The 22654-nt window shown below is 65.5% G+C and carries 16 protein-coding genes and 1 tRNA gene; 12 read left to right on the top strand and 5 right to left on the bottom strand.

Annotation, left to right across the window (positions count from 1 at the left end; genetic code table 11):
• The first annotated feature begins 115 nt into the window (after window positions 1-115).
• Window positions 116-736 carry a M48 family metallopeptidase gene (locus CKW39_RS07020; RefSeq protein WP_254049319.1) on the top strand — a complete coding sequence of 207 codons (621 nt, stop codon included), beginning with the start codon at window positions 116-118 and terminating at the stop codon, window positions 734-736.
• On the opposite strand, the gene CKW39_RS07015 is transcribed toward CKW39_RS07020, so the two are convergent.
• Entirely contained in the window at window positions 733-2241 is a 1509-nt protein-coding gene (locus tag CKW39_RS07015) for a zinc-dependent metalloprotease (protein ID WP_095797424.1), read from the bottom strand. The genes CKW39_RS07020 and CKW39_RS07015 overlap by 4 nt on opposite strands.
• Window positions 2242-2508: 267 nt before the next feature.
• Here CKW39_RS07015 and CKW39_RS07010 point away from each other — a divergent pair, with 267 nt between their 5' ends.
• The 3 genes from CKW39_RS07010 (at window position 2509) to CKW39_RS07000 (ending at window position 6993) form a co-directional block, all read left to right on the top strand.
• Entirely contained in the window at window positions 2509-3594 is a 1086-nt protein-coding gene (locus CKW39_RS07010; protein ID WP_095797423.1) for a PDZ domain-containing protein, read from the top strand.
• Between the two features lie 109 nt (window positions 3595-3703).
• Window positions 3704-6703 (top strand): UPF0182 family protein, encoded by a 3000-nt coding sequence (locus CKW39_RS07005; protein ID WP_095797422.1) that lies wholly within the window; start codon window positions 3704-3706, stop codon window positions 6701-6703.
• Between the two features lie 216 nt (window positions 6704-6919).
• Window positions 6920-6993: transfer RNA gene (locus CKW39_RS07000), tRNA-Met, on the top strand.
• A 374-nt stretch (window positions 6994-7367) separates the two neighbouring features.
• Here CKW39_RS07000 and CKW39_RS06995 read toward each other — a convergent pair.
• The 3 genes from CKW39_RS06995 to CKW39_RS06985 form a co-directional block, all read right to left on the bottom strand.
• Window positions 7368-8993, bottom strand: a complete 1626-nt coding sequence (locus CKW39_RS06995; RefSeq protein WP_095797421.1) for a helicase HerA-like domain-containing protein — start codon at window positions 8991-8993, stop codon at window positions 7368-7370.
• Window positions 8994-9749 (bottom strand): PspA/IM30 family protein, encoded by a 756-nt coding sequence (locus CKW39_RS06990; protein WP_095797420.1) that lies wholly within the window; start codon window positions 9747-9749, stop codon window positions 8994-8996.
• 120 nt (window positions 9750-9869) lie between these two features.
• Entirely contained in the window at window positions 9870-11888 is a 2019-nt protein-coding gene (locus tag CKW39_RS06985; RefSeq protein ID WP_095797419.1) for a TPM domain-containing protein, read from the bottom strand.
• Window positions 11889-12131: 243 nt separating this feature from the next.
• On the opposite strand from CKW39_RS06985, the gene CKW39_RS06980 reads away from it, so the two are divergent.
• On the top strand, window positions 12132-13616 hold the full coding sequence (locus tag CKW39_RS06980) for a S1C family serine protease (protein WP_095797418.1): 1485 nt from the start codon (window positions 12132-12134) through the stop codon (window positions 13614-13616).
• On the opposite strand, the gene CKW39_RS06975 is transcribed toward CKW39_RS06980, so the two are convergent.
• Window positions 13617-14081, bottom strand: coding sequence for a tRNA (cytidine(34)-2'-O)-methyltransferase (locus tag CKW39_RS06975; RefSeq protein WP_095797417.1), 465 nt, complete (start codon window positions 14079-14081; stop codon window positions 13617-13619). It abuts the gene before it with no gap.
• Window positions 14082-14198: 117 nt separating this feature from the next.
• Between CKW39_RS06975 and CKW39_RS06970 the strand changes: the two genes are divergently transcribed.
• The 7 genes from CKW39_RS06970 (at window position 14199) to CKW39_RS06940 (ending at window position 22517) form a co-directional block, all read left to right on the top strand.
• Window positions 14199-15428 carry a cysteine desulfurase family protein gene (locus CKW39_RS06970; protein WP_095797567.1) on the top strand — a complete coding sequence of 410 codons (1230 nt, stop codon included), beginning with the start codon at window positions 14199-14201 and terminating at the stop codon, window positions 15426-15428.
• Between the two features lie 149 nt (window positions 15429-15577).
• Complete coding sequence (mnmA, locus tag CKW39_RS06965) at window positions 15578-16735, top strand: tRNA 2-thiouridine(34) synthase MnmA (protein ID WP_095797416.1); 1158 nt, start codon at window positions 15578-15580, stop codon at window positions 16733-16735.
• Between the two features lie 9 nt (window positions 16736-16744).
• Window positions 16745-17140, top strand: coding sequence for a chorismate mutase (locus CKW39_RS06960; RefSeq protein WP_095797415.1), 396 nt, complete (start codon window positions 16745-16747; stop codon window positions 17138-17140).
• A complete protein-coding gene (locus CKW39_RS06955) occupies window positions 17137-18189 on the top strand; it encodes a hypothetical protein (protein ID WP_254049318.1) in 1053 nt (350 codons plus the stop codon). Before CKW39_RS06960 ends, CKW39_RS06955 begins: the two co-directional genes overlap by 4 nt.
• Window positions 18190-18277: 88 nt before the next feature.
• Window positions 18278-18964 (top strand): MtrAB system response regulator MtrA, encoded by a 687-nt coding sequence (gene mtrA / locus CKW39_RS06950; RefSeq protein ID WP_095797414.1) that lies wholly within the window; start codon window positions 18278-18280, stop codon window positions 18962-18964.
• On the top strand, window positions 18961-20805 hold the full coding sequence (mtrB, locus tag CKW39_RS06945; RefSeq protein WP_095797413.1) for an MtrAB system histidine kinase MtrB: 1845 nt from the start codon (window positions 18961-18963) through the stop codon (window positions 20803-20805). Before mtrA ends, mtrB begins: the two co-directional genes overlap by 4 nt.
• Before the next feature lie 8 nt (window positions 20806-20813).
• Entirely contained in the window at window positions 20814-22517 is a 1704-nt protein-coding gene (locus tag CKW39_RS06940; RefSeq protein ID WP_238663046.1) for an LpqB family beta-propeller domain-containing protein, read from the top strand.
• Window positions 22518-22654 lie beyond the last annotated feature (137 nt).

Raw genomic sequence — 22654 nt, 5'->3', positions numbered from 1 at the left:
GGGGCACACGTCGCCCGGGCATCCTGCCGCCAGGCCTGGTCAAGTGGGGAACGGTGCACCGAAACTTGTGCCCGCGATTGGTCACCGACCGCCCCGGAGTGGTGAACTACAGACCATGTCCCCGTTCCGCTCGCCCCGCAACACGCAGCCCCGCAACACGCAGCCGCGCCACACCGAGCCGCAGTTACCGTCCGAGATGCCTGAAGTAATCGTGCAGCGCAGCGCGCGCCGGAAGAAGACGGTGAGCGCCCACTTCAGTGGTGAGTCGGTGATCTTGGCCGTTCCCCAGTCGGCCACTCGCCGGGAGGTGGAGCAGTGGAAAACCACGTTGGTTCCCAAGATCGTTGCCAAGCGGGAGCGGGCTCAGCGGAACGCACGGCGGCGCAGCACGGACGACGGGCTCTGGCGCATGGCCCAGGAATTGTCGGCCAACTACCTGGACGGCAAGGCGCGACCCACCGAGGTGAAGTGGTCCTCCCGACAGAACACCCGCTGGGGCTCGGCGACACCCAGCACCGGTGTCATCAGGATCTCCACGCGATTGGCCACCGTGCCGGATTGGGTGTTGGAGACCGTTGTGCTCCACGAACTGGTGCACCTGTTGGAGGCCCACCACAACGATCGCTTCTGGTCGCTGGCGCGCAGGCACCCCAAAGCAAACGACGCCGCCCAGTTCCTGGACGGCGTCGCATGGGCGGATGCCAACCCCCGAGGGGGACCGGCAGCCACGGTTTAGGCCTTGGGCGAGTCCCCGGGTCCCTCCCGCGAGTCATCGCCGGAGTCCGTGGAGTCACCGGAGCCGGTCGAATCTCCCGACTCGTTTGCTTCACCCGAGCCGTCCGACGTGCCGGAATCCGAAGAAGTGGAACCCGAGTCCTTGGAACCAGCAGTGTCGCCGCCCTCAGGGCCCTCGTACCCACCAGACAGCAGCTTGGCCAGTGCGGCGTCCATCTCGTCGTCGCTTGCGGTCAGCAGACCCCGGCGCTGTTCGAAGCCTTCGGGATCGTCAAGGTCTTCATTGGTTGGCAGAAGCTCGGCGGACTCCCAGAGCCCGTCGCGCTCATCGATGCCGCGCTTGCTCTCCACATACTCCCAGAATGCCGCGGCCTCGCGCATGCGGCGCGGGCGCAGTTCAAGACCCACGAGCGAACCGAAGGTGCGCTCGGCGGGACCGCCCTCGGCGCGGCGTCGGGACATCATTTCGGTGAGTGCAGCGGCGGACGGGATATTGCCCGTGGACGCAACCGTCACCCGGGTGACCCAACCCTCGATGAGAGCCAGTACCGTCTCGAGCCGAGCCAGCGTGGCCTCTTGTTCGGGGGTCATCTGCGGGCTGAACACACCGGAAGCCAGGGCGTCCTGAATGCCCGAGGGATCCATGGGATCAAGATCCTGCGCAATGGTCTCGATGCGGTCCATATCGATGTGAATCCCCGCGGCAAAACTGGTGATCAGACCCAGCACGTGATCTCGCAGCCACGGAGCGCCGTGGAAGAGGCGGATGTGCGCGGCCTCGCGGATGGCCAGGTATAGCATCACGTCCGATGCGGGCAGCTCGAGCCCCTCGCTGAACTCGGCAACGTTGGACGGAACAAGGGCCGAGTGGTCCTTGGACAGGGGGAGACCAACGTCCGTGGAGGACACGACCTCGCACGACAAAGCACCCACGGCCTGTCCCAGCTGCATGCCGAACAGCATGGAACCCGCGCCGGAGAGCATTCCGGACAAGTCCGCGCCGCCCATGGCCTGGGACAGCTCCGGTGGCAACTGCTTGGTCATGGCCTCGCTCATCGCTTTGGTCACGGAGGCTGCCACAGGGGTGGTCATTTCCTTCCACGTCTCCGCGGTCGCCTCGATCCATTCGGCACGCGACCACGCCGCGGGCAGGGTATTGGGCTCGGCGAACGCGGTGTTGGGCGTGAGCCACAGCTCCGCAAGCTTCATGGCGTCGTCCACGGCGCCCTTCTGCTTGCTGGTCACCGAGGGATCGCCCTTCTGCGAGGCGACCTGCCGCGCGTGATTGCGCGCCAGCTCCCAGTTGACGGGCTCGTCGGTTCCGCCGGAGCTCATCATCGACTGGATCTGCTGGAACATCATGGACATCGCCTGCGGATTCACGGGCATCCCGCCGGGCATGTTCTCACCCGACATTCCCTGGGATCCGAGCAGGCGTTCGAACATCTCCTGGAACGGATCCTTCGGGTTGTCGCCGTTCTCGTCACGAGGAGGGTTCGAACTCATGGGTACCGCCAATCTGGTGGGGAAAAATGGATTCGGTTAAGCCTATCGGCAGGCCCCCGGGAGTACCACCGGCAGGGCCCTACAGTTCGCTGCCAGCTCATGGACCCGCCCCGGTCCCCAACGATTGCCGACAACATCCGTTGCCGACGCCGCCCACCCGGCCGAGCGGCGTCGGCACCCTGCGTGGTGGTCGCGTCGCGGCGGCGGCGGTTCCCAGGGGAGGCAAGTAGGCTGGGACGGTCCTGACAATGGGTGAGAGGAGCGCGCGTGCCCGCTAGTGGTGGCACCTCGCGGTGGTCGCGATGGCGCAAGAAGCAATCCTTGGAATCGGTCGGTCTGCTGGGCACCGCGGCCCTGCTGATCGCCGGTGTGGTGTTGCCCGCGCCGTTCGTCATTGAATCCTCCGGCCCCACCTTCAACACCGTGGGTCAGTTCGAGGACCACCAACTCGTCAGTATCGAGGGTGCCCAGACCTATCCCAGCGACGGAAAACTGGACCTGACCACGGTGTACGTCAAGGGTGGTCCGGCCGGCCAGGTGAATGCCGTCAACGTGCTCTTGGGGTGGTTCAACCCGACGGACACCGTGCTGCCGCAGGATGCCGTGTACGACCCCACCTTGACCGGTCAGGAAGTCGACGACTCCAACGCCGCTGCGATGCAGACCTCGCAAGAGGACTCGGTTGCGGCCGCCCTGGACTACTTGGACGAGCCGTACAAGACCACGCTCCAGGTGCACGCGAGCATTCCGGACACTCCCGCTGACGGGGTCCTGGAGCCGGGGGACACTCTGCTGGCCATGGACTCGGAGCCCATCACCGAGCTGGACCAGTTGCGGGACGGCTTGGACGAGGCGGGGGACAAAGGTATCGACTTGACCCTTCAACGCGGTGACGAGACGGTGACCCGCCACTTGGACCTCACCCGCAGTGAGGACACGGGGCGGTGGCAACTGGGTGTGTACCTCACCCCCGAGTACGACTTCCCATTCACCGTTGATTTCGAACTCGAGCAGGTGGGCGGCCCGAGTGCCGGCATGATGTTCGCACTCGGTGTGATCGAAGAACTGACCCCGGGATCCATGGTCGGCTCCGAGCACGTGGCCGGCACCGGAACCATTACACCGCAGGGGGAGGTGGGGCCGATCGGGGGAATCCGCCAAAAACTGGAAGGCTCCGCGGATGCCGGCGCCCGATACTTCCTGGCACCCAGCGGCAACTGCAACGAGGTCAAGGGGTATGTCCCGGACGGTCTGGACGTGATCGAGGTGGAAACCCTCGGCGAGGCCGTCAACGCGGTGGAACAAGCGGCCGTGGGCAACATTTCGAACCTCCCGAGTTGCGGCACTCGATGACACCCCCGGGGAGTGTAATTGCACGTCCCGAGACCACCCCGCAGAATAGTCTTGACCTTTAACAATTGACAGATCACTTTCATCAGCGCAGGAAGCTCAGAGGTAATCAGTGACCGCCGGATCTGCTGCCCCACGTCCATCCAGAACCTCCTCGGGAGGCCGCCAAAAACGCGGAGCACTGATCCCCACGGTGATTGCGGTGGTCGTTCTGATCGCCGCCTTCGTGGGTTTCACGCAGGTCTACACCAACATCCTCTGGTACGACCAGCTGGGATACCTGCGCGTGTTCGTCACGCAGAACATCACCGTGATCAGCTTGTTCATCATCTCCGCGCTGATCGTGGCCGGTCTCATGTTCCTGAGCCTGTGGCTGGCCTACCGGTCACGGCCCAAGACAGGCGCCGCCCAGACCACGGACACCATGCGCAAGTACCAGCAGGCGCTGGATCCCGTGCGCAAGATCGTCATGATCGCGGTCCCGCTGATCTTCGGTCTCTTCGCCGCCTCCACGATCGCCACCCAGTGGCAGACCGTGGCACTGTTCTTCAACCAGGAACCGTTCGGCCAGACCGATCCCCAGTTCAACCTGGACCTGAGTTTCTACGTGTTCACCCTGCCTTTCCTGCGGTTGGCACTGGGCTTCCTGGTGACCGCTTTGCTGCTGGCCGGTGTGGCCGGTCTGCTCATGCACTACGTGTACGGCGGTATCCGTCTCCACGAACGCGGTATCGATTCCACCCGTGCCGCTCGTGTTCAGCTGGGGTCCATTGCTGCAGCCTTCCTGGCGCTGCAGGCCGTGAACTTCTGGCTGGACCGTTACTCGACCCTGACCTCCAATTCGGGTAAGTGGACCGGTGCGCTCTACACGGACGTGGAAGCAGTCATCCCCACCAAGGGCATCTTGGCCATCGCAGCGTTGCTGGTGGCCATTCTCTTTGTGGTGGCCGGTTTCATCGGTCGCTGGAAGCTCCCGCTGATCGGTGCGGCCATGCTGGTGGTCGTGGCCGTTGTGGCCGGTGGCTTGTACCCCTGGGCCATCCAGCGCTTCCAGGTGACCCCGACCGAGCAGGCACTGGAGAACGAATACATCCAGCGCAACATCAACATGACCCGGCAGGCCTACGGCCTGGACGACACCGAGGTCATGCCCTACGACGCCACCACCCAGACCGAGCAGGGTGCGTTGCGCGAGGACACCGAGACAACCTCGAACATCCGTCTGCTGGACCCCAACGTGGTGTCCTCCGCGTTCGCGCAGTTGCAGCAGTTCCGCCCGTACTACCAGTTCCCGGACATGCTCAACGTGGACCGCTACGAGATCGACGGCGAGATTCAGGACACCGTGATCTCCACCCGCGAGCTCAACCCGGATCAGATCGACGGTTGGTACAACCAGGCCGTGGTCTACACCCACGGTTACGGTGTGGTCGCCGCGTACGGTTCCCAGGTTCAGGCGGACGGTAAACCCGAGTTCATGCAGGCCGGCATCCCGTCCACGGGTGAGATCTCGGACAGCTACGAACCGCGCATCTACTTCGGTGAGAACTCTCCCCAGTACTCGATCGTGGGTGGTTCCGAGGACGACGCGCCACTCGAGCTCGACCGTCCCCAGACCAACGACGACGACGCCGGCGACGCCAAGACCACCTTCGCCGGTAACGGCGGCCCCGGCGTGGGTAACTGGTTCAACCGTTTGTCCTACTCGATCAAGTTCCAGTCCACGGACATGCTGCTTTCGGATGCAGTGCGACCCGAGTCCCAGATCCTCTACGATCGCAACCCGCGTGAGCGCGTGGAGAAGGTAGCCCCGTACCTCACGGTGGATGGCAACCCGTATCCCGCAATCGTGGACGACAAGGTCGTGTGGATCGTGGATGCCTACACCACTGCTACCTCGTACCCCTACTCCACGCCGTCCGTGCTGCAGGATGCCACGCAGGACACCCAGACGGCCCAGGGTGCGGCAGCCACGTTGCCCCCGGAGCGCGTGAACTACATCCGCAACTCGGTCAAGGCCACCGTGAATGCGTACGACGGTTCCGTGGAGCTGTACGCGTGGGACGATCAGGACCCCGTCCTGAAGTCCTGGCAGAAGGTGTTCCCGGAAACCATCAAGCCGTACTCGGAGATGTCTGCGGACCTCATGGCCCACGTGCGTTACCCGGAGGACATGTTCAAGGTTCAGCGTGAGCTGCTCAACCGCTACCACGTGACCGAGGCGAACAGCTTCTACGCGTCCGACGACGTGTGGTCGGTCCCCAACGACCCGACCCAGCAGAACCGCGACGTCGCTCAGCCGCCGTACTACCTGTCCATGCGCATGCCGGGCGAGGACAAGGCCAACTTCTCGTTGACCACCTCGTTCATTCCGCAGCAGAACGAATCGGGTAACACTCGAAACGTGATGTACGGCTACCTCTCGGCCAACGCGGATGCGGGTACCGGTGAAGCCGGTGTGAAGTCCGAGGACTACGGCAAGCTGCGTCTGCTCGAGCTGCCGCGTTCCTCCGTGGTGCCCGGACCGGGCCAGGCGCAGAACGTGTTCAACTCTGACACCGACGTGTCCACGGAGCTGAACCTGCTGCGTCAGGGTGCCTCGGAGGTCATCAACGGCAACTTGCTGACGCTGCCCGCCGGTGGCGGCATGCTCTACGTGCAGCCGGTCTACGTGCAGTCCTCCGGCGACGCCGCTTACCCGACGCTGCGTCGTGTACTGGTCGGTTTCGGTGAGAACGTGGGCTTCGCACCCACCCTGGACGAAGCTCTCGATGAGGTCTTCGGCGGCGACTCCGGTGCCACGACCGCCAACGGTGCGGGCGTGAGCGAAGCCGAGGCCCGTGAGGCCCAGGGCGATGGCGCCGAGGGTGGTGCAACGGGCAACGAGCAGGACGGCGCGTCCGCCAGCCCGTCGCCGTCGCCGTCGGGTTCCGCACCCGCCCCGGCACCTCGATCGACGTCTCTGCAGCAGGCCCTGGACAACGCGAACCAGGCCATGCAGGATGCCGATCAGGCTCGCCGCGATGGCAACTGGGCCGAATACGGTGAGGCTCAGGAACGCCTGCAGCAGTCGCTCAACGAGGCGATGGAGCAGGATGGCGCCACGGAGTAATCTCGCTCACGTGAGCACCTGACTCCGCAACGATCGAGGGCGGTTAACCACACGGTTGGCCGCCCTCGGTCATTGCCGGAACCCGGCTTCACCTGGGCCGATACTCGTGTCGGTGCGGGACTTCGATAGTCAGGCGAGGGCGGAACCCCGCGTTCACCCCGTGGACACCGTCGATTTGCACGGGGTGGACGAGGCACGTATAGTTTTATTCATCGCCGCGGGGTGGAGCAGTTCGGTAGCTCGCTGGGCTCATAACCCAGAGGTCGCAAGTTCAAATCTTGCCCCCGCAACTCGATAGAGATCCCCGGTCAGTACAGCTGGCCGGGGATTTTTCCATGCCCGGGATGGCGGTCCACGTTTCTCCTTGGAACTCTCACCTCATTCCTGCGCGCTTGGGGCGGTTGGAACCTTGGATCACACCTCAGGTGTCGCAGGCACCCTTTCGCCGCTGCAAAAAGGTTCTACCGGCACACCAGCCGTATCGGAGGGTTCTAGCAACCCATGGCGTGAGCACAACCGAGCAGCCACGGGGGGCGCATGCAACCACCAGGGTCATGACGCACCCTCGAGAGCGCGTCACCCGGGCACCTCCACTCGAGCGCCTTTACGGGAGCATGAGAACGGCCCCGCACCGAAGTGCGGGGCCGTTGCAGGTGACGGTGCGCTAGCGGCGGCGTCGTCGGCGGGAGGTGCCGAAGATGGAGCGGGTAATTTCCCGCCCCAGTGCCGTGCCGGCCGAGCGCATCATGGAGCGCACCGCGGGGTTGTCCATGACGGAACCCAGGAAGCCACCGTCGTTCTTGTCGGAGCCGCGGGACTCGCTCGGGGCCTCACGGGGAGCGTCCTGACGGGGGAGCGCATCGGGCAGGCCTTGTGGCCGGCCTTCGGAACCGGTCTGATCAGCCGGTGCCTGCTCCACCGCAGGTTCCATGCGGGCCCGCAACAGCTCATAGGCGGACTCGCGATCCACCGCCTCTGCGTACTTGGCGTTGAGCGGTGACGCCGAGATGACCCCGTCCACCGTGGCCGCGGAAGCCGGGGACATCAACGACTGCGGTGCCCGCATGCGGGTCCACGCAACCGGAGTGGGTGCGCCGTTCTCGGACAGCACCGTGACCACGGCCTCGCCGGTGCCGAGCTGGGTCAGCAACTCTTCCAGGTCGAACGAGCTCTTGGGGTAGGTGCGGGCCGCGGCCTTGAGAGCCTTGGCATCGTCCGGGGTGAACGCGCGCAGAGCGTGCTGCACTCGGTTGCCCAGCTGAGCCAGCACACCGGCCGGAACGTCCTTGGGGGACTGGGTCACGAAGAAAATGCCCACACCCTTGGAACGAATCAACCGCACGGTCTGCTCGATCGAGTCCAAGAACTCCTTGGAGGCGTCGTTGAAGAGCAGGTGTGCCTCATCGAAGAAGAACACCAGCTTGGGCTTGTCCGCGTCACCGACCTCGGGCAAGTCCTGGAACAGATCCGCGAGCAACCACATGAGAAAAGTGGAGAACAGCTGCGGCCGGTCCTGGACGTCCGCCAGTTCCAGGCACGAGATGATGCCCCGACCGTCCTGGGCGGTGCGCAGCAGCTCTGACGTGTCGAACTCGGGTTCACCGAAGAAGACGTCCGCGCCCTGATTGGCGAACGTGGTCAGCTCACGCAGGATCACTCCCGCGGTTTGCTTGGACAGCCCGCCAATGGCCTTCAGCTCGTCCTTGCCCTCGTCGGAGGTCAGGAACATGATCACTTCGCGCAGGTCCTTGAGGTCCAGCAGGGCCAGACCGTGGGAGTCCGCGTAATGGAAGACCAGTCCCAATGAGGATTCCTGCGTGGCGTTGAGGCCGAGCACCTTGGACAGCAACGTGGGTCCGAAGGACGTGACCGTGGCCCGAATCGGAACGCCCTTACCCTGGCCGCCCAGGGACAAGAACTCCACCGGATTGGCCGCGGGAGTCCAGTCCTGACCAACGGACGCGGCGCGTTCTGCAACCTTGGGATTGTCCGCGCCCGGCTCGGCCAGACCGCTCAGGTCACCCTTGATGTCCGCGAGGAACACCGGGACGCTCTGGGCCGAGAGCTGCTCGGCCATGGCCTGCAGCGTCTTGGTCTTGCCGGTACCGGTGGCGCCGGCCACCAGACCGTGCCGGTTGAGGGTGGCCAGCGGCACCCGGACGGGAGCGTCGGCATGGGCCGACTCCCCGTCCAGGGCCGCGCCGAGCTCCAGGGCAGCGGCGTCGAACGTGTAACCGGAACGGATGACGTCGAGCTGTGCCACGGCTCCGGGGAGTGCCTGACCCGCCACTTAGATCTCCTCTGAGGAAACGATCTTCTCGCCGTCCTTGTTGCCCTGACCTGCCTTGAGTGCTGCCAAGCGAGCTTCGATCTCGGTCTGCTGGCCCATGTCCTCAAGGGCCTCGAACTGGCGATCCAGGGACGAATCGGCGAGTTCCTGCTGGCCGGCCACGCGGGCTTCTTCGCGGCGGATCTTGTCCTCGAAACGGGAGACCTCGCTCGTGGGATCCATGATGTCGAACGACTTCAAGGAGTCCTGAACCTGCGACTGGGCCTGCACGGTCTTCTGACGGGCGTTGAGTTCGTCACGCTTGGCAGAGAGCTCCTGCAGCTTGCCGCGCATGGTGTTCAGGCCGTTCTTGAGCTTGTCCACCACCTCGGTCTGCGAAGCGATCTGCGGCTCGGCGGCCTTGGCCTCGGTTTCCGACTGGATCTGGCGCTGCAGGGCGACCTTGGCCAGGTTGTCGAACTTCTCGGCCTCGCCGGCCCTACCGGACGAACGGAACTCTTCCGCCTTGTTGGACGCGGCCAGAGCCTTGGAGCCCCACTGCTGGGCTTCCTGGAGGTCCTCGGCGTGATCCTTCTCCAACAGTCGCAGGTTGCCGATGGTCTGGGCCACGGCTGCCTCGGCCTCGCGGATGTTCTCGGTGTAGTCGCGCACCATTTGATCCAGCATTTTCTGCGGATCCTCGGCGGAATCGATCAAGGAATTGATATTGGCCTTGGCCAACTGGGCAATGCGCCCGAAGATGGACTGCTTCATCATGGTGTTCTCCCTTGTTGTTGAGACATTCTCTGATCTGGCCGTTCTGCTTCAGCGTGCAGGACAGCGGGTGGTCTGCGGAACAGTTACCGGGCGGAATTCTCGGACAGCTAACACGCGGGGCTAGAAATTGCCGCCGATGTCGAAGCCGCCTCCGCCACCGCCGCCGAAGCCACCCCCGAAGCCGCCGCCCATGCTGCCGCCGCCAAAACCACCGCCGCCGAAGCCGCCCCCGCCGAGCATCCCGCCCAGCAGGATGCCGCCCAACATGGCACCGCCCATTCCGTTGCTGCGCCGTCCCATGCCGCCGTATCCGCCGTAGCCGGCGGGGTAATCGAATTGGTCGACGTCGCTTTGGGCCGCGCGCTGTGCCCCGTCCGCCAGGCGGATCGCCTGGTTCGCCTCATTGAGCGCGCGCACCGGGTCCGAGTTCTGCAGCTGCTGGGCCAGGTCCAGGTGTCGCTCGGCTTCCGAAAGCTGGGTACGGGCTTGCGACCCCACACCGCCGCGGCGCGCCCAGATGTATTCACCGGCAGTGGAGAGGCTCGCTTGAGCGCTCACCAGCGTGTGCGCGAGAGTTTCCCGGGCGGAGCGGGCGCGGTCGTTCTGGGTGCGCACTGCGGCAAGCCCCTTGTCGAGCTCGTCCTTCGCCTCGGCCAAACGGCGAGTGGATCCCAAGGGGTCGTAGCGGCCGGAGGCCATGTTCTGGGTGATGGTGCGCAACACGGATCGCACACCCGCGGCGGCACCGGCCAGTTCGGGACGGGAGCCCTGTTCCACGAGGCCCTCGGCCTCGGCCACGTCACGCTGGGCAATGCTGACCGCGTCCTTCAGTGTTTCCTCGGCGCGGTTGAGGTCCCGCTGAGCGTGTTCCACGGACGTCACGAGACCCTGTGCCTGACCGACCGCTTCTTCGGCGGCGCGGATGTCGAGAACGGCCTCGGAACGGTTGTTGGCGTTGAGCGCGGTGTGCGCTTCCTGGATTGCCGTTTCAGCGAATTCGAGGCGATCACGCGCCTGTTCGCCGTTGTCACGCACGGGGGCGAGAGCGGCGTCGTCGTAGTGGGCGGCCAGCGACACGAGAAGCTTCTCGGCCTCGGCGAGGCGAGGTTGGGTGTTGCGCAGCTCGGTTTCCACCGCCTGCAGCGCCTCCGGAGCGCGGGTTTCGAGCTGGCGCAGATTGGCGAAATTCCGCTCTTGCTCAACCAGGGGAGCGCGGGCCTTCTGCGTGCGGTCGATGATCTCGCCGAGCCACGCACGCTGATCGGCCTCGGTGTCAGGGATGTGATCCTCAAGTTTCTGCTGCAGCTCGAAGGAGGCACGCATGTGCTCCTTGGCTTGCGCCAGGGCAGCCTCGAACGGCTTGGTCTGGTCGTTGCCGTACTGCAACTGCGCGAACTGCAGTTCCTGCTCGGAATGCTGGATCGCGTTGTCCGCCTCGACCAAGCTCGCGCCGGCTCGTTTGCGCAGTTCGGGCAGCGGGACCAGTGGCCGCTGCGGGGGCGCATTGCGCGGCCCACCGGGAGCGTTGCCCTGGCGGGGTTGGTTCCGTCCACGACGTCGCTTGCTCATCAGCGCTGCCACGCCCACGCCGGCCGCGGCAATGCCACCCAGAACGACGACGCTGCCGACCACTCCGCCCGCGCCGTCGACACTGATTCCGCCGAGTTTGCTGTTGATGCCGTCAACGGCGCCCATCGCGGCAGCCTCCCAGTCACTACTGCGCAGGGCGGGGACCACGTTGTTGTTGTAGATGTCCTGCACCTGGGACTGACTCAGGGGGCCGCGGCTGTCTGCGTAGAGGCGGGCCTGTCGTGAGTCGGTGGCCACGGCCAGAACCGCGTCGTTGGTGCCGAAACCGTTCTCCTCCGCGAAATCCCGGACCCAACCGGATGGGTCGGAGGGCTCGGTGAAGCGGTCCACCATGACCACGTACAACGTGATGTTGTGCTCGTTGGCGACCTCGTTGACGCCATTCTGCAGCTGCGATTCGTTGTTGAGCACGTTGGCCGAATCCACGATGCGGGTCCCGGGGTCTACCGGGGCCGGTGGCTCGGCGAACGCGGGCTGGGCCGTGACCCCCAACGCGATGCACGCACCGGCGGTCGCAATGGTTCGACGAAGTGAGCTGTGACGGCTCATGATCCTCATTTCGTTGAGCAACTACCGGGGCGAGAACACAGCCTGCCGGGACAGGCGCGCGGTCTCTTCGCTGAAAGCCTACGCGTCAGCCCTGGGAGCGTCACGTGATCAGAGACCATAGGGATGACATTCAGGCAGTGTTCACAGAGAACCCAGTTCATTCAGCCACGACTCAGTGCCGGGCACCATACTGGGGCTCAGAAAATGCCGGACGTCCACCGGCACACGTTGTGAGGAGCACACATGAACGACCCGCACGAGCCGCGCCCAGGTAGCGACCCTCAGCGTTCCGTACCCCAGTACGGGGAGTACACCGGGGGAGCGGAGCGGACCCCCAATGGCTACCAGAGCCAGCGCGACGGTGCCTGGGAGAACCAGTACACGGAGCCGCTGCCGCGCACGGGCGACTCGCCCCAGGGCCATTACGGATCCGAAGGCCACCAGGGTGGCCAGGATCAGTACGGTGCCCAGCAGTATGAGCCCTACGGAGGGCACGGCGCGGCTAGCGCCCAGGCTCCCGCGCGCAAGAAGTTCTCCGGCGGGGCCATGATCGCAGGCATGCTGCTGGCCGGTCTCGTGGGCGCCGGAGCGGCCGTGGGGACGGACGCCCTCAACGACAACGGCTCGGGCGTCAGCAGCACCGGCAACACCTCACCGGTGATCGTCAACGACACCGAGTCCGTCAACTCGACCACCGCAGCCACCCAGAAGGCTTCTCCGTCCGTGGTGACCATTTCCGCGACCGGGAACAATGAGCAGGGCAGCGGTTCCGGCGTGGTGATCGACGATCAGGGCCACATTGTGACCAACACCCACGTGGTCACCCTGGACGGCACGGCCTCGAACGCGACCATTCAGGTGCAGACCTCGGACGGTTCGGTGCGTTCTGCGGAAATCGTCGGCACGGACCCGCAATCCGATCTGGCCGTGCTCAAGGTGGATCCGCAGGGTCTCACACCGGCCGAGTTCGCGGATTCGAGTCAGCTCAATGTGGGCGACACGGCCATTGCCATTGGCGCGCCGCTGGGCTTGTCCGGAACCGTCACGGACGGCATCGTCTCGACTCTCAACCGCACCATTTCGGTGGCCTCATCTGCGGCTCCCGATACCCCGAGCGAATCCCAGGAGAGCCCGGGCGGCCCGCAGGACTTCTTCTTCAACTTCCCGGACAACGGCCAGTCCGGCTCGCAGCAGGCCCAGTCCTCGGTGTACTTGAACGTGATCCAGACCGACGCCGCCATCAACCCGGGTAACTCGGGCGGACCGTTGATCGATTCGGACGGCAAAGTCATTGGCATCAACGTGGCCATTGCATCCGCCGCCGGGTCCTCGAACACCGCGGCGGGCAGCATTGGCGTGGGTTTCTCCATTCCGTCCAACACGGCCAAACGAGTGGCCCAGGAAATCATCGACAACGGCGAGGCAACCCACGGGTACCTGGGCGCGTCGGTTTCCGCGAATTCGGGATCTTCCAGCGGCGCCTCGGGCCAGTTCTCCAACGGGGCGCTCGTGCGCAGTGTCGAGTCCGGTTCGCCCGCCGACGACGCCGGGTTGCGCGCCGATGACGTGGTCACCGAATTCAACGGCAAGCGCATCGAAGACGCCGACGCGTTGACCGCCACGGTGCGCGAATTGGCCGCCGGCTCCGAAGCCGAGATGACCTACATCCGAAACGGCAACGAAGAAAAGGTCACCGTCACGGTGTCCGACGCCGCCGAGCAGCGCTGATCACACGCCGTCGGGAAAACCCAACTGCCGCCAGGCCTCGTACATCGCGATCGAGGCAGAGTTGGCCAGGTTGAGTGACCGCCTCCCGGGGAGCATCGGGATGCGCACGCGCTCGGTCACGTGCGAGTCGTGCAGCACCTCGTCCGGGAGCCCCGTGGATTCGCGACCGAAGAGCAGGACGTCCCCGTCCCGGTAGCTGACATCCGTGTGCCGCACGTCCGAATGGGATGTGAACGCGAATACCCGCGCCGTGCCGAGCTTCTCCCACGCGTCCTCGATGGAAGGGTGGACGTCCATGACCGCGAGGTCGTGGTAGTCCAACCCCGCTCGGCGAAGGTGTGCGTCACTGAAGTTGAATCCCAGCGGTTCGACCAGGTGCAACCGGGCTCCGGTGCAGGCGGCCAGGCGAATGGCGTTACCGGTGTTGCCCGGGATTTCCGGCGTGTGAAAGAGGATGTGCAGCATAGGGGCGATTCTAAAGGCGCCAACGGCGGCACATGGGATGGTGGTCACGCCGGGCTCCGTGGCCTTTGGAGGTGACCGTCACAGCCAGGATGGCGTAACGGATCTAGAATGACGCGCATGTCCGAACACGTCTACATGGATCACGCCGCCACCACCGACATGCTGCCCGAAGCCCTGGAGGCTTTCACCAAGCAGGTGCGTCGCGGTGGCAATCCGGCGTCCCTGCACTCGGGCGGCCGCTCCGCTCGCATGGCGTTGGAGATCGGGCGTGAACAGGTGGCCCTGGGCATGGGCGCGGAGCCCGTCGAGATCATTCTGACCTCGGGCGGGACCGAAGCGGACAACATGGGCATCCTGGGTCTGTACCGCGCTCGCCGTGCGGCCGATCCCGCGCGCACCGTGGTGGTGCTGAGCCCGGTGGAGCATCACGCGGTCACGGAGACGGCGCAGTGGCTCGAGAAACACGAGGGCGCCCAGCTCGAATGGCTTCCCGTGGACGAAACCGGGCGTGTTGCCCCGGAGTCCTTGCGCGAAACTCTGCAGCGCGTGGCCGATCACGTCGCCCTGGTGACGGTCATGTGGGCCAACAACGAAGTGGGCACCGTCCAGCCGATCGCGGAGATCGGTGAGATCTGTGCGACCTTCGGTGTTCCCCTGCACGTGGACGCGGTTCAGGCCTTCGGCTCCATTCCCGTGGACGCGCACCTGACCGGGATCAGCACACTGGCGGTGTCTGCGCACAAACTCGGCGGCCCGGTGGGCGTGGGTGCGCTCTACGCGCCGCGCACCGTGAAGCTCGAACCCTCCAGCTACGGCGGGGGACAGGAACGCGACGTACGGTCGGGCACCGTCAACGCCGCCGGCGCCGCCGCGTTCGGTGCCGCAGTCGACTCGGTGCTCGCCCATCAGTCCGCCGAGATCACCCGTCTTGCCGGCCTGCGTGACCGTCTCGTGGCGGGGATCCGCCAAGAAGTTCCCGACGCCGTGCTGCGCGGTGCCGCTCCCGCCTCACCCGAGCGCGAGGCCGAGCACCCCACCCGCTTGCCGGGCAACGCCCACTTCACGTTCCCCGGCTGCGAAGGCGATTCCATCCTATTCCTCTTCGACGCCGCAGGGGTGTCCACATCCACGGGATCCGCCTGCAACGCCGGAGTTCCCCGACCCTCGCATGTGCTGCTCGCCATGGGAGTGGACGAGCAGACCGCCCGCGGCGCGCAGCGATTCTCCCTGGGCCATGGCACCACCGAGCAAGACGTGGACACCGTGATTGCCGCGGTGGCCGAGGTCTACACGCGCGCCAGGGCGGCTGGGCTGTCCGGCCATGTACCCACCACGGGCGCGCGCTGACCGCCTGATCCGAACCGCGGTTGAGGCGGAACGGTGACAACCGCGAGAGCGGATCCGCTGACGGTCACGGGGAATAGATGCCCACCGTTGACCGTTAATTAAACGATTTCCACACCTAATTTTTCGAACAGATTTCTGGAGGCAGTTCCGTGCGGGTTTTGGCAGCGATGAGTGGTGGAGTGGACTCCGCCGTGGCCGCAGCACGCGCCGTGGAAGCGGGGCACCAGGTCACCGGCGTGCACCTCGCGCTATCACGGACCCCGGGCACCCTGCGCACCGGCGCTCGCGGTTGCTGCACGATCGAGGACTCCCGTGATGCCTGGCGCGCCGCGGAGAAACTCGGCATTCCGTACTACGTGTGGGATTTCTCCGAGCGCTTCCAAGAGGATGTCGTGGAGGATTTCATCTCCGAGTACGCCGCCGGGCGCACACCGAATCCCTGCATGCGTTGCAACGAGAAGATCAAGTTCGCGGCCCTCCTCGAGAAGGCACTCGCTCTCGGATTCGACGCCGTGTGCACCGGGCACTATGCCAAGGTCGTGCAGGACGAGAACGGCCACAAGGAACTGCACCGCGCGGCCGACTGGGCCAAGGATCAGTCCTACGTGTTGGGCGTTCTGACCGCCGAACAGCTGGATCACGCGATCTTCCCGCTCGCCGAGACACCGTCCAAGGCCGAAGTGCGTGCGGAGGCCGAGGCTCGCGGCCTGTCGGTCGCCAATAAGCCCGACTCCCATGACATCTGCTTCATCCCGGACGGTGACACTCGCGGTTGGCTCGAGGACCACATGGAACTTAATCCCGGTCGCATCGTGGATTCCGAGGGCGATGAACTCGGTGAACACCGCGGCGCGCAGGCCTACACCGTGGGACAGCGCAAGGGTCTGCGAATCGGCACTCCCGCCCCGGACGGTAAGCCCCGCTTCGTGCTCGAGATCCGACCCAAGACCAACGAGGTGGTTGTCGGGCCCGAGGCGTTGCTGTCGATCGACGTCATGGAAGGCATCCGCCCCTCGTGGGCCGGCCTGCCGCCGGTCGAGGTGCAGAACATGACCGATGATGACGAAACAAGTGAGCGATTCGACGTGCAGGTCCAGGTGCGAGCCCACGGCGATCCCGCGGATGCCGTCGCGTGGCTGACTCGTCCTGACGGCGAGGAACGACTCAATGTTCGACTGTGCGAGGCCCAGCGCGGTGTGGCCCCCGGCCAGACCATGGTCGTCTATCAGGGCACCCGCGTGCTCGGTCAGGCCACCATCGACGCCGCATACGCGGATCGCCAGACCGCGGTGGCCGGTGCCCACTAAAGTGGCAGCATGACCAGCGCCTCCGAGCATTCCACCCCGCCCGTGACCGACCACGCCATCGTGGACCCCACCGCTTCGAGTCTGAGCGGTCAGGCGTCGCAGAATGCCTTGACCGAGTTGCGGAGCATGCGTGGCACCATCGACAACATCGACGCCGCCCTGGTGCACTTGTTGGCCGAGCGGTTCAAGGCAACCCAGCGCGTGGGCGTGCTGAAGGCCAAAAATGATTTCCCGCCCGCGGACCCGGAGCGCGAGAAGGCCCAGATCCAACGACTACGCGCCCTGGCCGAGGCCGCCCACCTGGATCCGGAGTTCGCGGAGAAGTTCCTCAACTTCATCATCAGCGAGGTCATCCGCCATCACGAGGCGATCTCCGAAGACCACCAGCGCACCGACGCCTCGTGAGCGCCCGCGACACCACGTCCGCCACGGTGACGAGTCCCGCGGCAACGGCCCTGACCGCCACGTTCACCCAGCCCTTGCGCGGGACCGACATGGTGGAAACGTTCACCGTGATCCGCGGAGAACTCGGTGCACCTCACCTTTCAGTACTGCCCGTCCTGGGTGATCGCGGACCGCAGGCCGAGCCGTTGGCCCGCACTTCCGCCATGTTGGACTCCCTGTACGCGGATCGGCAGCCGCACGGCTGGCGCATCACCTCGGTCCCGGGCAAGGACTCACGAGCCGCTCGCCATGTCCTGCACAGCGACCTCAACATCATGGCGGACGTGATCGGTCACGAATCCAACGTCGACCGTGGTCCAGTGCTCACCTCGATCGTGGGTCCGATCACCCTGGCCGCAGGAGTGCACGCGCACAACGGGGAGAAGTTGCAGTCCGACCACGGTGCACGGCGCGAGCTGCTCCAGTCATGGTGTTCGGGAGTGGCCGAATTCATCGGCGACATGGCGCGCAATACGGAAGGCCGCGGCGTCGTCGTCCACCTGGATGAAAGCGAGCTGCAGCGAGTGCTGGACGGCACGATCCCCACCGCGAGCGGCTACCGCACCTTGCGCGCGATCGGTCGGCAAGAGGTCCGCAACGCACTCACCGACGCCGTCGCGGCGTGCCGTGACGCGGGCGCGGTCGAGGTCGCGATCAACACGGGCCGCGCCGAGCCACGGTGGGCGCGTGACATCGGCGCCGACGCCGCCGTGGTCGTCCCGCCGTCGAGTTCGGTTCACGAGTGGGAGCCCTTGGCGGCACTCGTGGAAACGGGACAGAAGCTGTGGTTCCCCGTGGTGCCCGTGACCGGGCGAGCCGCAATCCGGGACATCGTGGACGTCATTGCGCGACCGTGGCGTGACCTGGGGATGGCCCCGGATGCGCTGCTGGGGTCGCGCGTATTGCCCGTCGCGGAGCTGGAACGACTGACTCCGCCGGAGCTGCCGGGTGCGCTGCGCCGGTGCACGGACGTGGCGGGCGCGCTGACGGAGACCTGCAACAACGGCTGAGAGGCTTCTAGGCCGTAGACTGCTCCGCAGAGACGGTCAGCGGCCACCCAGCTCGGCCACGGTAGAAAGTTGAGGGCACACGCAGCACATGAAGGCACGTATTTTGGTAGTCGACGACGATGCCGCTTTGGCCGAGATGATCGGCATTGTGTTGTCCTCGGAGGGTTTTGAGCCCGTCTTCTGTTACGACGGCTCCGCAGCCGAAGAAACGTTCCGGTCCACCGACCCGGACCTGGTCCTGCTGGACCTCATGCTCCCCGGTATGGACGGCATCCAGGTGTGCCAGACCATCCGGCAGAGCTCGGACATTCCCATTGTGATGCTCACCGCCAAATCGGACACCGCGGATGTCGTCCGGGGCCTGGAGGCCGGCGCGGATGATTACGTCCCCAAGCCCTTCAAGCCCGCCGAGTTGGTGGCCCGCGTCAAGGCGCGGCTGCGTCCCATCGAACGCGGCGCCACCCAGGAGATCACGCTGGGTGACATCGTCATCGACGTGACCGGTCACTCCGTCACGCGCGAGGGCGAACAGATCTCCTTGACGCCGCTGGAATTCGACCTGTTGACCACTCTGGCCAAGTCACCCAACCAGGTGTTCAGCCGTGACGAGCTGTTGCGCGATGTGTGGGGTTACCCGCACGCCGCCGACAACCGCTTGGTCAACGTGCACGTGCAGCGGTTGCGTTCCAAGGTCGAGCGCGACCCCGAGAACCCTGAACTCGTGCTGACGGTACGCGGCATCGGCTACAAGGCCGGGGGCCATTCACATCGATGACGGCCGATAGCCGGGAGCAACGCTCCACGCGATTCAATCCCAGGTTGTTCCGACGGCTTCGCCTGGGACGTCGCATCCTGTCCCGGCGGTGGCACCAGTCCCTGCAGTTCCGCGCCATCCTGGTGGCCCTGACCCTGACTTTGCTCGCGTTTTTCGCCACGGGCAGTTTCATGTCACACCAGATCGCGGATCGGTTGTTCTCCGACCGACTCAACCAGGTGTTGGCGGAGGCCCGCACGGACATTTCCGATGTGCAGGCCAGTTTCGACGCCTCTGACGCTTCGGACCGCACCGAGGTGCAAGCACTGATCGACTCCACCATGGGCGCCATGAGCATGGATTCGGAGGAGGCCGGGCGGCACTGGATCCTGATTCCTTTTGACCGCGGAGCCGGGCAGTCCTTCGTGGGTGTGCAGACCCAGAGTCCCTGGATGACCTCCGCATCCGTTCCGCAGCAATTGCAACAGCGCGTGGCGGACGGGGACGGCACGTATTGGCAGCCGGCCTCGGTGCGCATGGAAGAGGGCGGCGCCGAACAGCCCGTCATCGTGATCGGTGACGTGGTTCAGCTGAACCAGAACGCTCGCTACGGGCTGTTCTTCGTTTACGACTTCGCGGCGCCCCAGGTCACCCTGAACTCCATCCACGCCGTATTGCTGCTGTCCATGCTGGCGTTGCTGCTGCTGGTGGGAACCATCGTCTGGTACGTGACCCGGGAAGTGGTGCGCCCGGTGTCCAGCACCGCGAAGGTCTCGGAGCAGCTCTCCGAGGGCGATCTGGACGTGCGCATGGAAGTGCGCGGCTCCAACGAGGTGGCCAGATTGAGCCGGTCCTTCAACCGCATGGCGGACAACTTGCAGGAACAGATCACCCAGCTCGAGCAGTTGTCCACCATGCAGCAGACCTTCGTCTCGGACGTGTCCCACGAGCTGCGCACCCCGTTGACCACCGTGAAGATGGCGGCGGAGGTGTTGTACAACGCCCGTGAGGAATTCGATCCCGTGAACCGCCGTTCCGCCGAGCTGCTGCACCACCAGGTGGACCGCTTCGACTCGATGCTCTCCGACCTCTTGGAAATCTCCCGGTTCGACGCCGGCGCGGCGCGACTGGACATCGCCTCCACTGACATCTTCTCGGTGATCTACGACGTGGTCGAGGCCGCGGGGCCGCTGGTGCTCAAGTGCGGCTCCACGCTCACAGTGCGATCCCAGCTGACCCGCTGCGTGGCGCAAATGGATCAGCGGCGCATTGATCGGATCATTCGAAACCTGGTCTCCAACGCGCTCGAGCACGGTGACGGCAAACCCGTGGAAATCTACGTGGCCGCCAACGAGAACGCGGTGGCCGTGGCCGTGCGTGACTATGGAATCGGCATGGAGGAAGAACAGACGGCCAAGGTCTTCAACCGGTTCTGGCGGGCGGATCCGGCACGCGCCCGAACCGTGGGTGGCACCGGTCTGGGGCTGTCCATTGCCCAGGAAGACACCCGGTTGCACCGCGGTCAACTGGATGTCTGGGCCCGCCCGGGGGAGGGTGCGTGCTTCCGTTTGACGCTGCCCCTGATCCGTACCCAGCCGTTGGATCCGGAACTACCCAATCCGTTGCCGATGCCACCGGCACCCGTGCTGGCCGATTCCACCGCACACGTGACCGACACCGGTTCCTTGGCTCTCACCACCCAACTGGACCCGTCCGCTGCTGCCACCGGATCGCACCCCGTGTTGTCCGTCGACCCACAGGCCACGGCCGCCATCGAAACATTCGACGGCGCGGACGGTTCCTTACCCGCCGGCGGATCCACCGCGGTCTCCGCCGATCAGGCAGGAACGGGGAAATCATGAGACGTGACGTGAGAGAACAACGACCGCGGCGGCGTCGGCAATGGGCCGTGGCCTGCGCCCTGGCCGCGGGGCTGGCCCTGACCAGCTGCGGTGCAATGCCGCGTTCCGGGCCGGTGCACAAGGTGGTCGAGCCCACGACCGAGGCCGAGGAACAGCCCACGCAGTACTCACCGGCCATGCCCCAGGTGGGCGCGAGCGCGCAGGAGATCGTGGAGGGATTCCTCGCCGCGGGGGTCGGCGCGCAGGATGACTACGCCGTGGCCCGGCAGTATCTGACACCCCAACTGGCCAACACCTGGAAACCGGATGCGCGTGTGCTGGTGCACACGGGCGAACCCAGTACGGTGCCCCGGCTCAACGACGGTGAGTACCGAACCAGTCTGGAAGTCAGCGCCGAACGCGCGGCCAACGGCGTGCTGGAACAACAGCCCGAGGGCACCACTCGAGTCCTGGATTTCACACTCACCTCCGTGGACGGGCAGTGGCGGATTTCCAACGCCCCGGACGGCGTGATCGTGCCCTTCGGAGACTTCGCCGAGATCTTCAAGGCCTACACGCTCTACTTCTTCGACGACGAGTTCGGGCGGCTGGTCCCCGATCCCCGGTGGTTCGCCGAACGCTCCACGGTTCCCACGGCCATGGTCCGTGAACTCCTTGCCGGCCCGGCAGCCCACCTGGACGGCGCGGTGACCTCCGCGATTCCCCCGGGTGCCGGCCTCGCACGGTCCGCGGTCCCCGTGTCCGACACGACGGCGTCGGTGGACCTGAATCTCGGGCAGTTCGACCCGGCGGACGTGGAGTTGGGCAAGCAGATCGAGCAGCAGCTCGAGGCCTCGTTGCAATCCGTTCCCAGCGTGGACGGCGTGGAACTGACCGTCAACGGTGCGCCCGTGGAGACCTCCGGTAGTGACATGGACGATCCGGTGCGTGAGGTCACCGTGCCCAACCGTCAGATCGGGGTGTCCCACAACGAATTGGCTTTCTACCAGGGCGGGCAGACCGAACTCATCCCGGACGTCCCGCTGCCACAGAACGCGCGCATCGTGCGGCCAGGAATGGACCATGCGATGGAGCATTTCGGGTGGGTCGACGACGCCAGCGGCACCGTGTACACCGCGGTGCAGGGGGAGTCGCCCGTGCAGCGATGGACGGGCCAGGACCTCACTCGGCCGAGCTTCGACATCCAAGGATGGGTGTGGGGTTCCGGTACGGACGGGGTGGTGCACGCGGCCCGCACGGACTCGGATGACGATTCGATCACCGTGGCTGCGTCATGGCTGGACGACCAAAGCATTGCGGGGCTCCGGATCTCACGTGAAGGTAATCGCGCGCTCATCGTCACCACGGATGAGCAGGGCGAAACCTCCAACGTGTGGGTCGCAGGCATCGTGCGGGACGATTCCGGCCGCCCCACGGAACTGAACCAAGGCAATCTGGTGGCGGCGGACGTGGACGTGGACACGGTGCAGTGGATCAGTGGCACCGAGTTCATCACCACGGCACTCGGGAAGAACGACAACTCACAGCCACACGAGTACAGCGTGTCCGGCACCAACGACGCTCTGCCGTCCCTCGTGGGAGTCACGTCCCTGGCCGGTGGCAACGGTCCGTCCGCGATTTACGGAGCGGCCGACGGGAACCTCTACATGCTCACCGGTAGTTCGTGGGCCCAGCAGAGCGACAGCGTGACGGACACGGCTTTCGCGGGCTGACCTGTCCGGCGACGGCGCTCGGCCGGGTTCGCAACGAATCCTGGTGCCCGGCGACGACGCTGGACGGGGTTCGTCCGGTCTGTGGCATGCCACGACGGCGCTGGGCCGGGTTGAGCTCCGCTCCCGGTCCGCTGCGC

This window comes from Kocuria sp. WRN011, assembly GCF_002295155.1.
GTDB lineage: Bacteria > Actinomycetota > Actinomycetes > Actinomycetales > Micrococcaceae > Kocuria > Kocuria carniphila.
The sequence above is the reverse complement of the archived record's forward strand: the minus strand, read 5'-3'. Positions and strand labels throughout refer to the sequence as shown.

Coding starts and splice junctions, on each gene's coding strand:
- mtrA (WP_095797414.1), top strand. CDS start 18,278: ATGAAGGCACGTATTTTGGTAGTCGACGACGATGCCGCTTTGGCCGAG.
- CKW39_RS06985 (WP_095797419.1), bottom strand. CDS start 11,888: ATGAGCCGTCACAGCTCACTTCGTCGAACCATTGCGACCGCCGGTGCG.
- CKW39_RS06990 (WP_095797420.1), bottom strand. CDS start 9,749: ATGATGAAGCAGTCCATCTTCGGGCGCATTGCCCAGTTGGCCAAGGCC.
- mtrB (WP_095797413.1), top strand. CDS start 18,961: ATGACGGCCGATAGCCGGGAGCAACGCTCCACGCGATTCAATCCCAGG.
- CKW39_RS06970 (WP_095797567.1), top strand. CDS start 14,199: ATGTCCGAACACGTCTACATGGATCACGCCGCCACCACCGACATGCTG.
- CKW39_RS06960 (WP_095797415.1), top strand. CDS start 16,745: ATGACCAGCGCCTCCGAGCATTCCACCCCGCCCGTGACCGACCACGCC.
- CKW39_RS07015 (WP_095797424.1), bottom strand. CDS start 2,241: ATGAGTTCGAACCCTCCTCGTGACGAGAACGGCGACAACCCGAAGGAT.
- CKW39_RS07020 (WP_254049319.1), top strand. CDS start 116: ATGTCCCCGTTCCGCTCGCCCCGCAACACGCAGCCCCGCAACACGCAG.
- CKW39_RS06975 (WP_095797417.1), bottom strand. CDS start 14,081: ATGCTGCACATCCTCTTTCACACGCCGGAAATCCCGGGCAACACCGGT.
- CKW39_RS06980 (WP_095797418.1), top strand. CDS start 12,132: ATGAACGACCCGCACGAGCCGCGCCCAGGTAGCGACCCTCAGCGTTCC.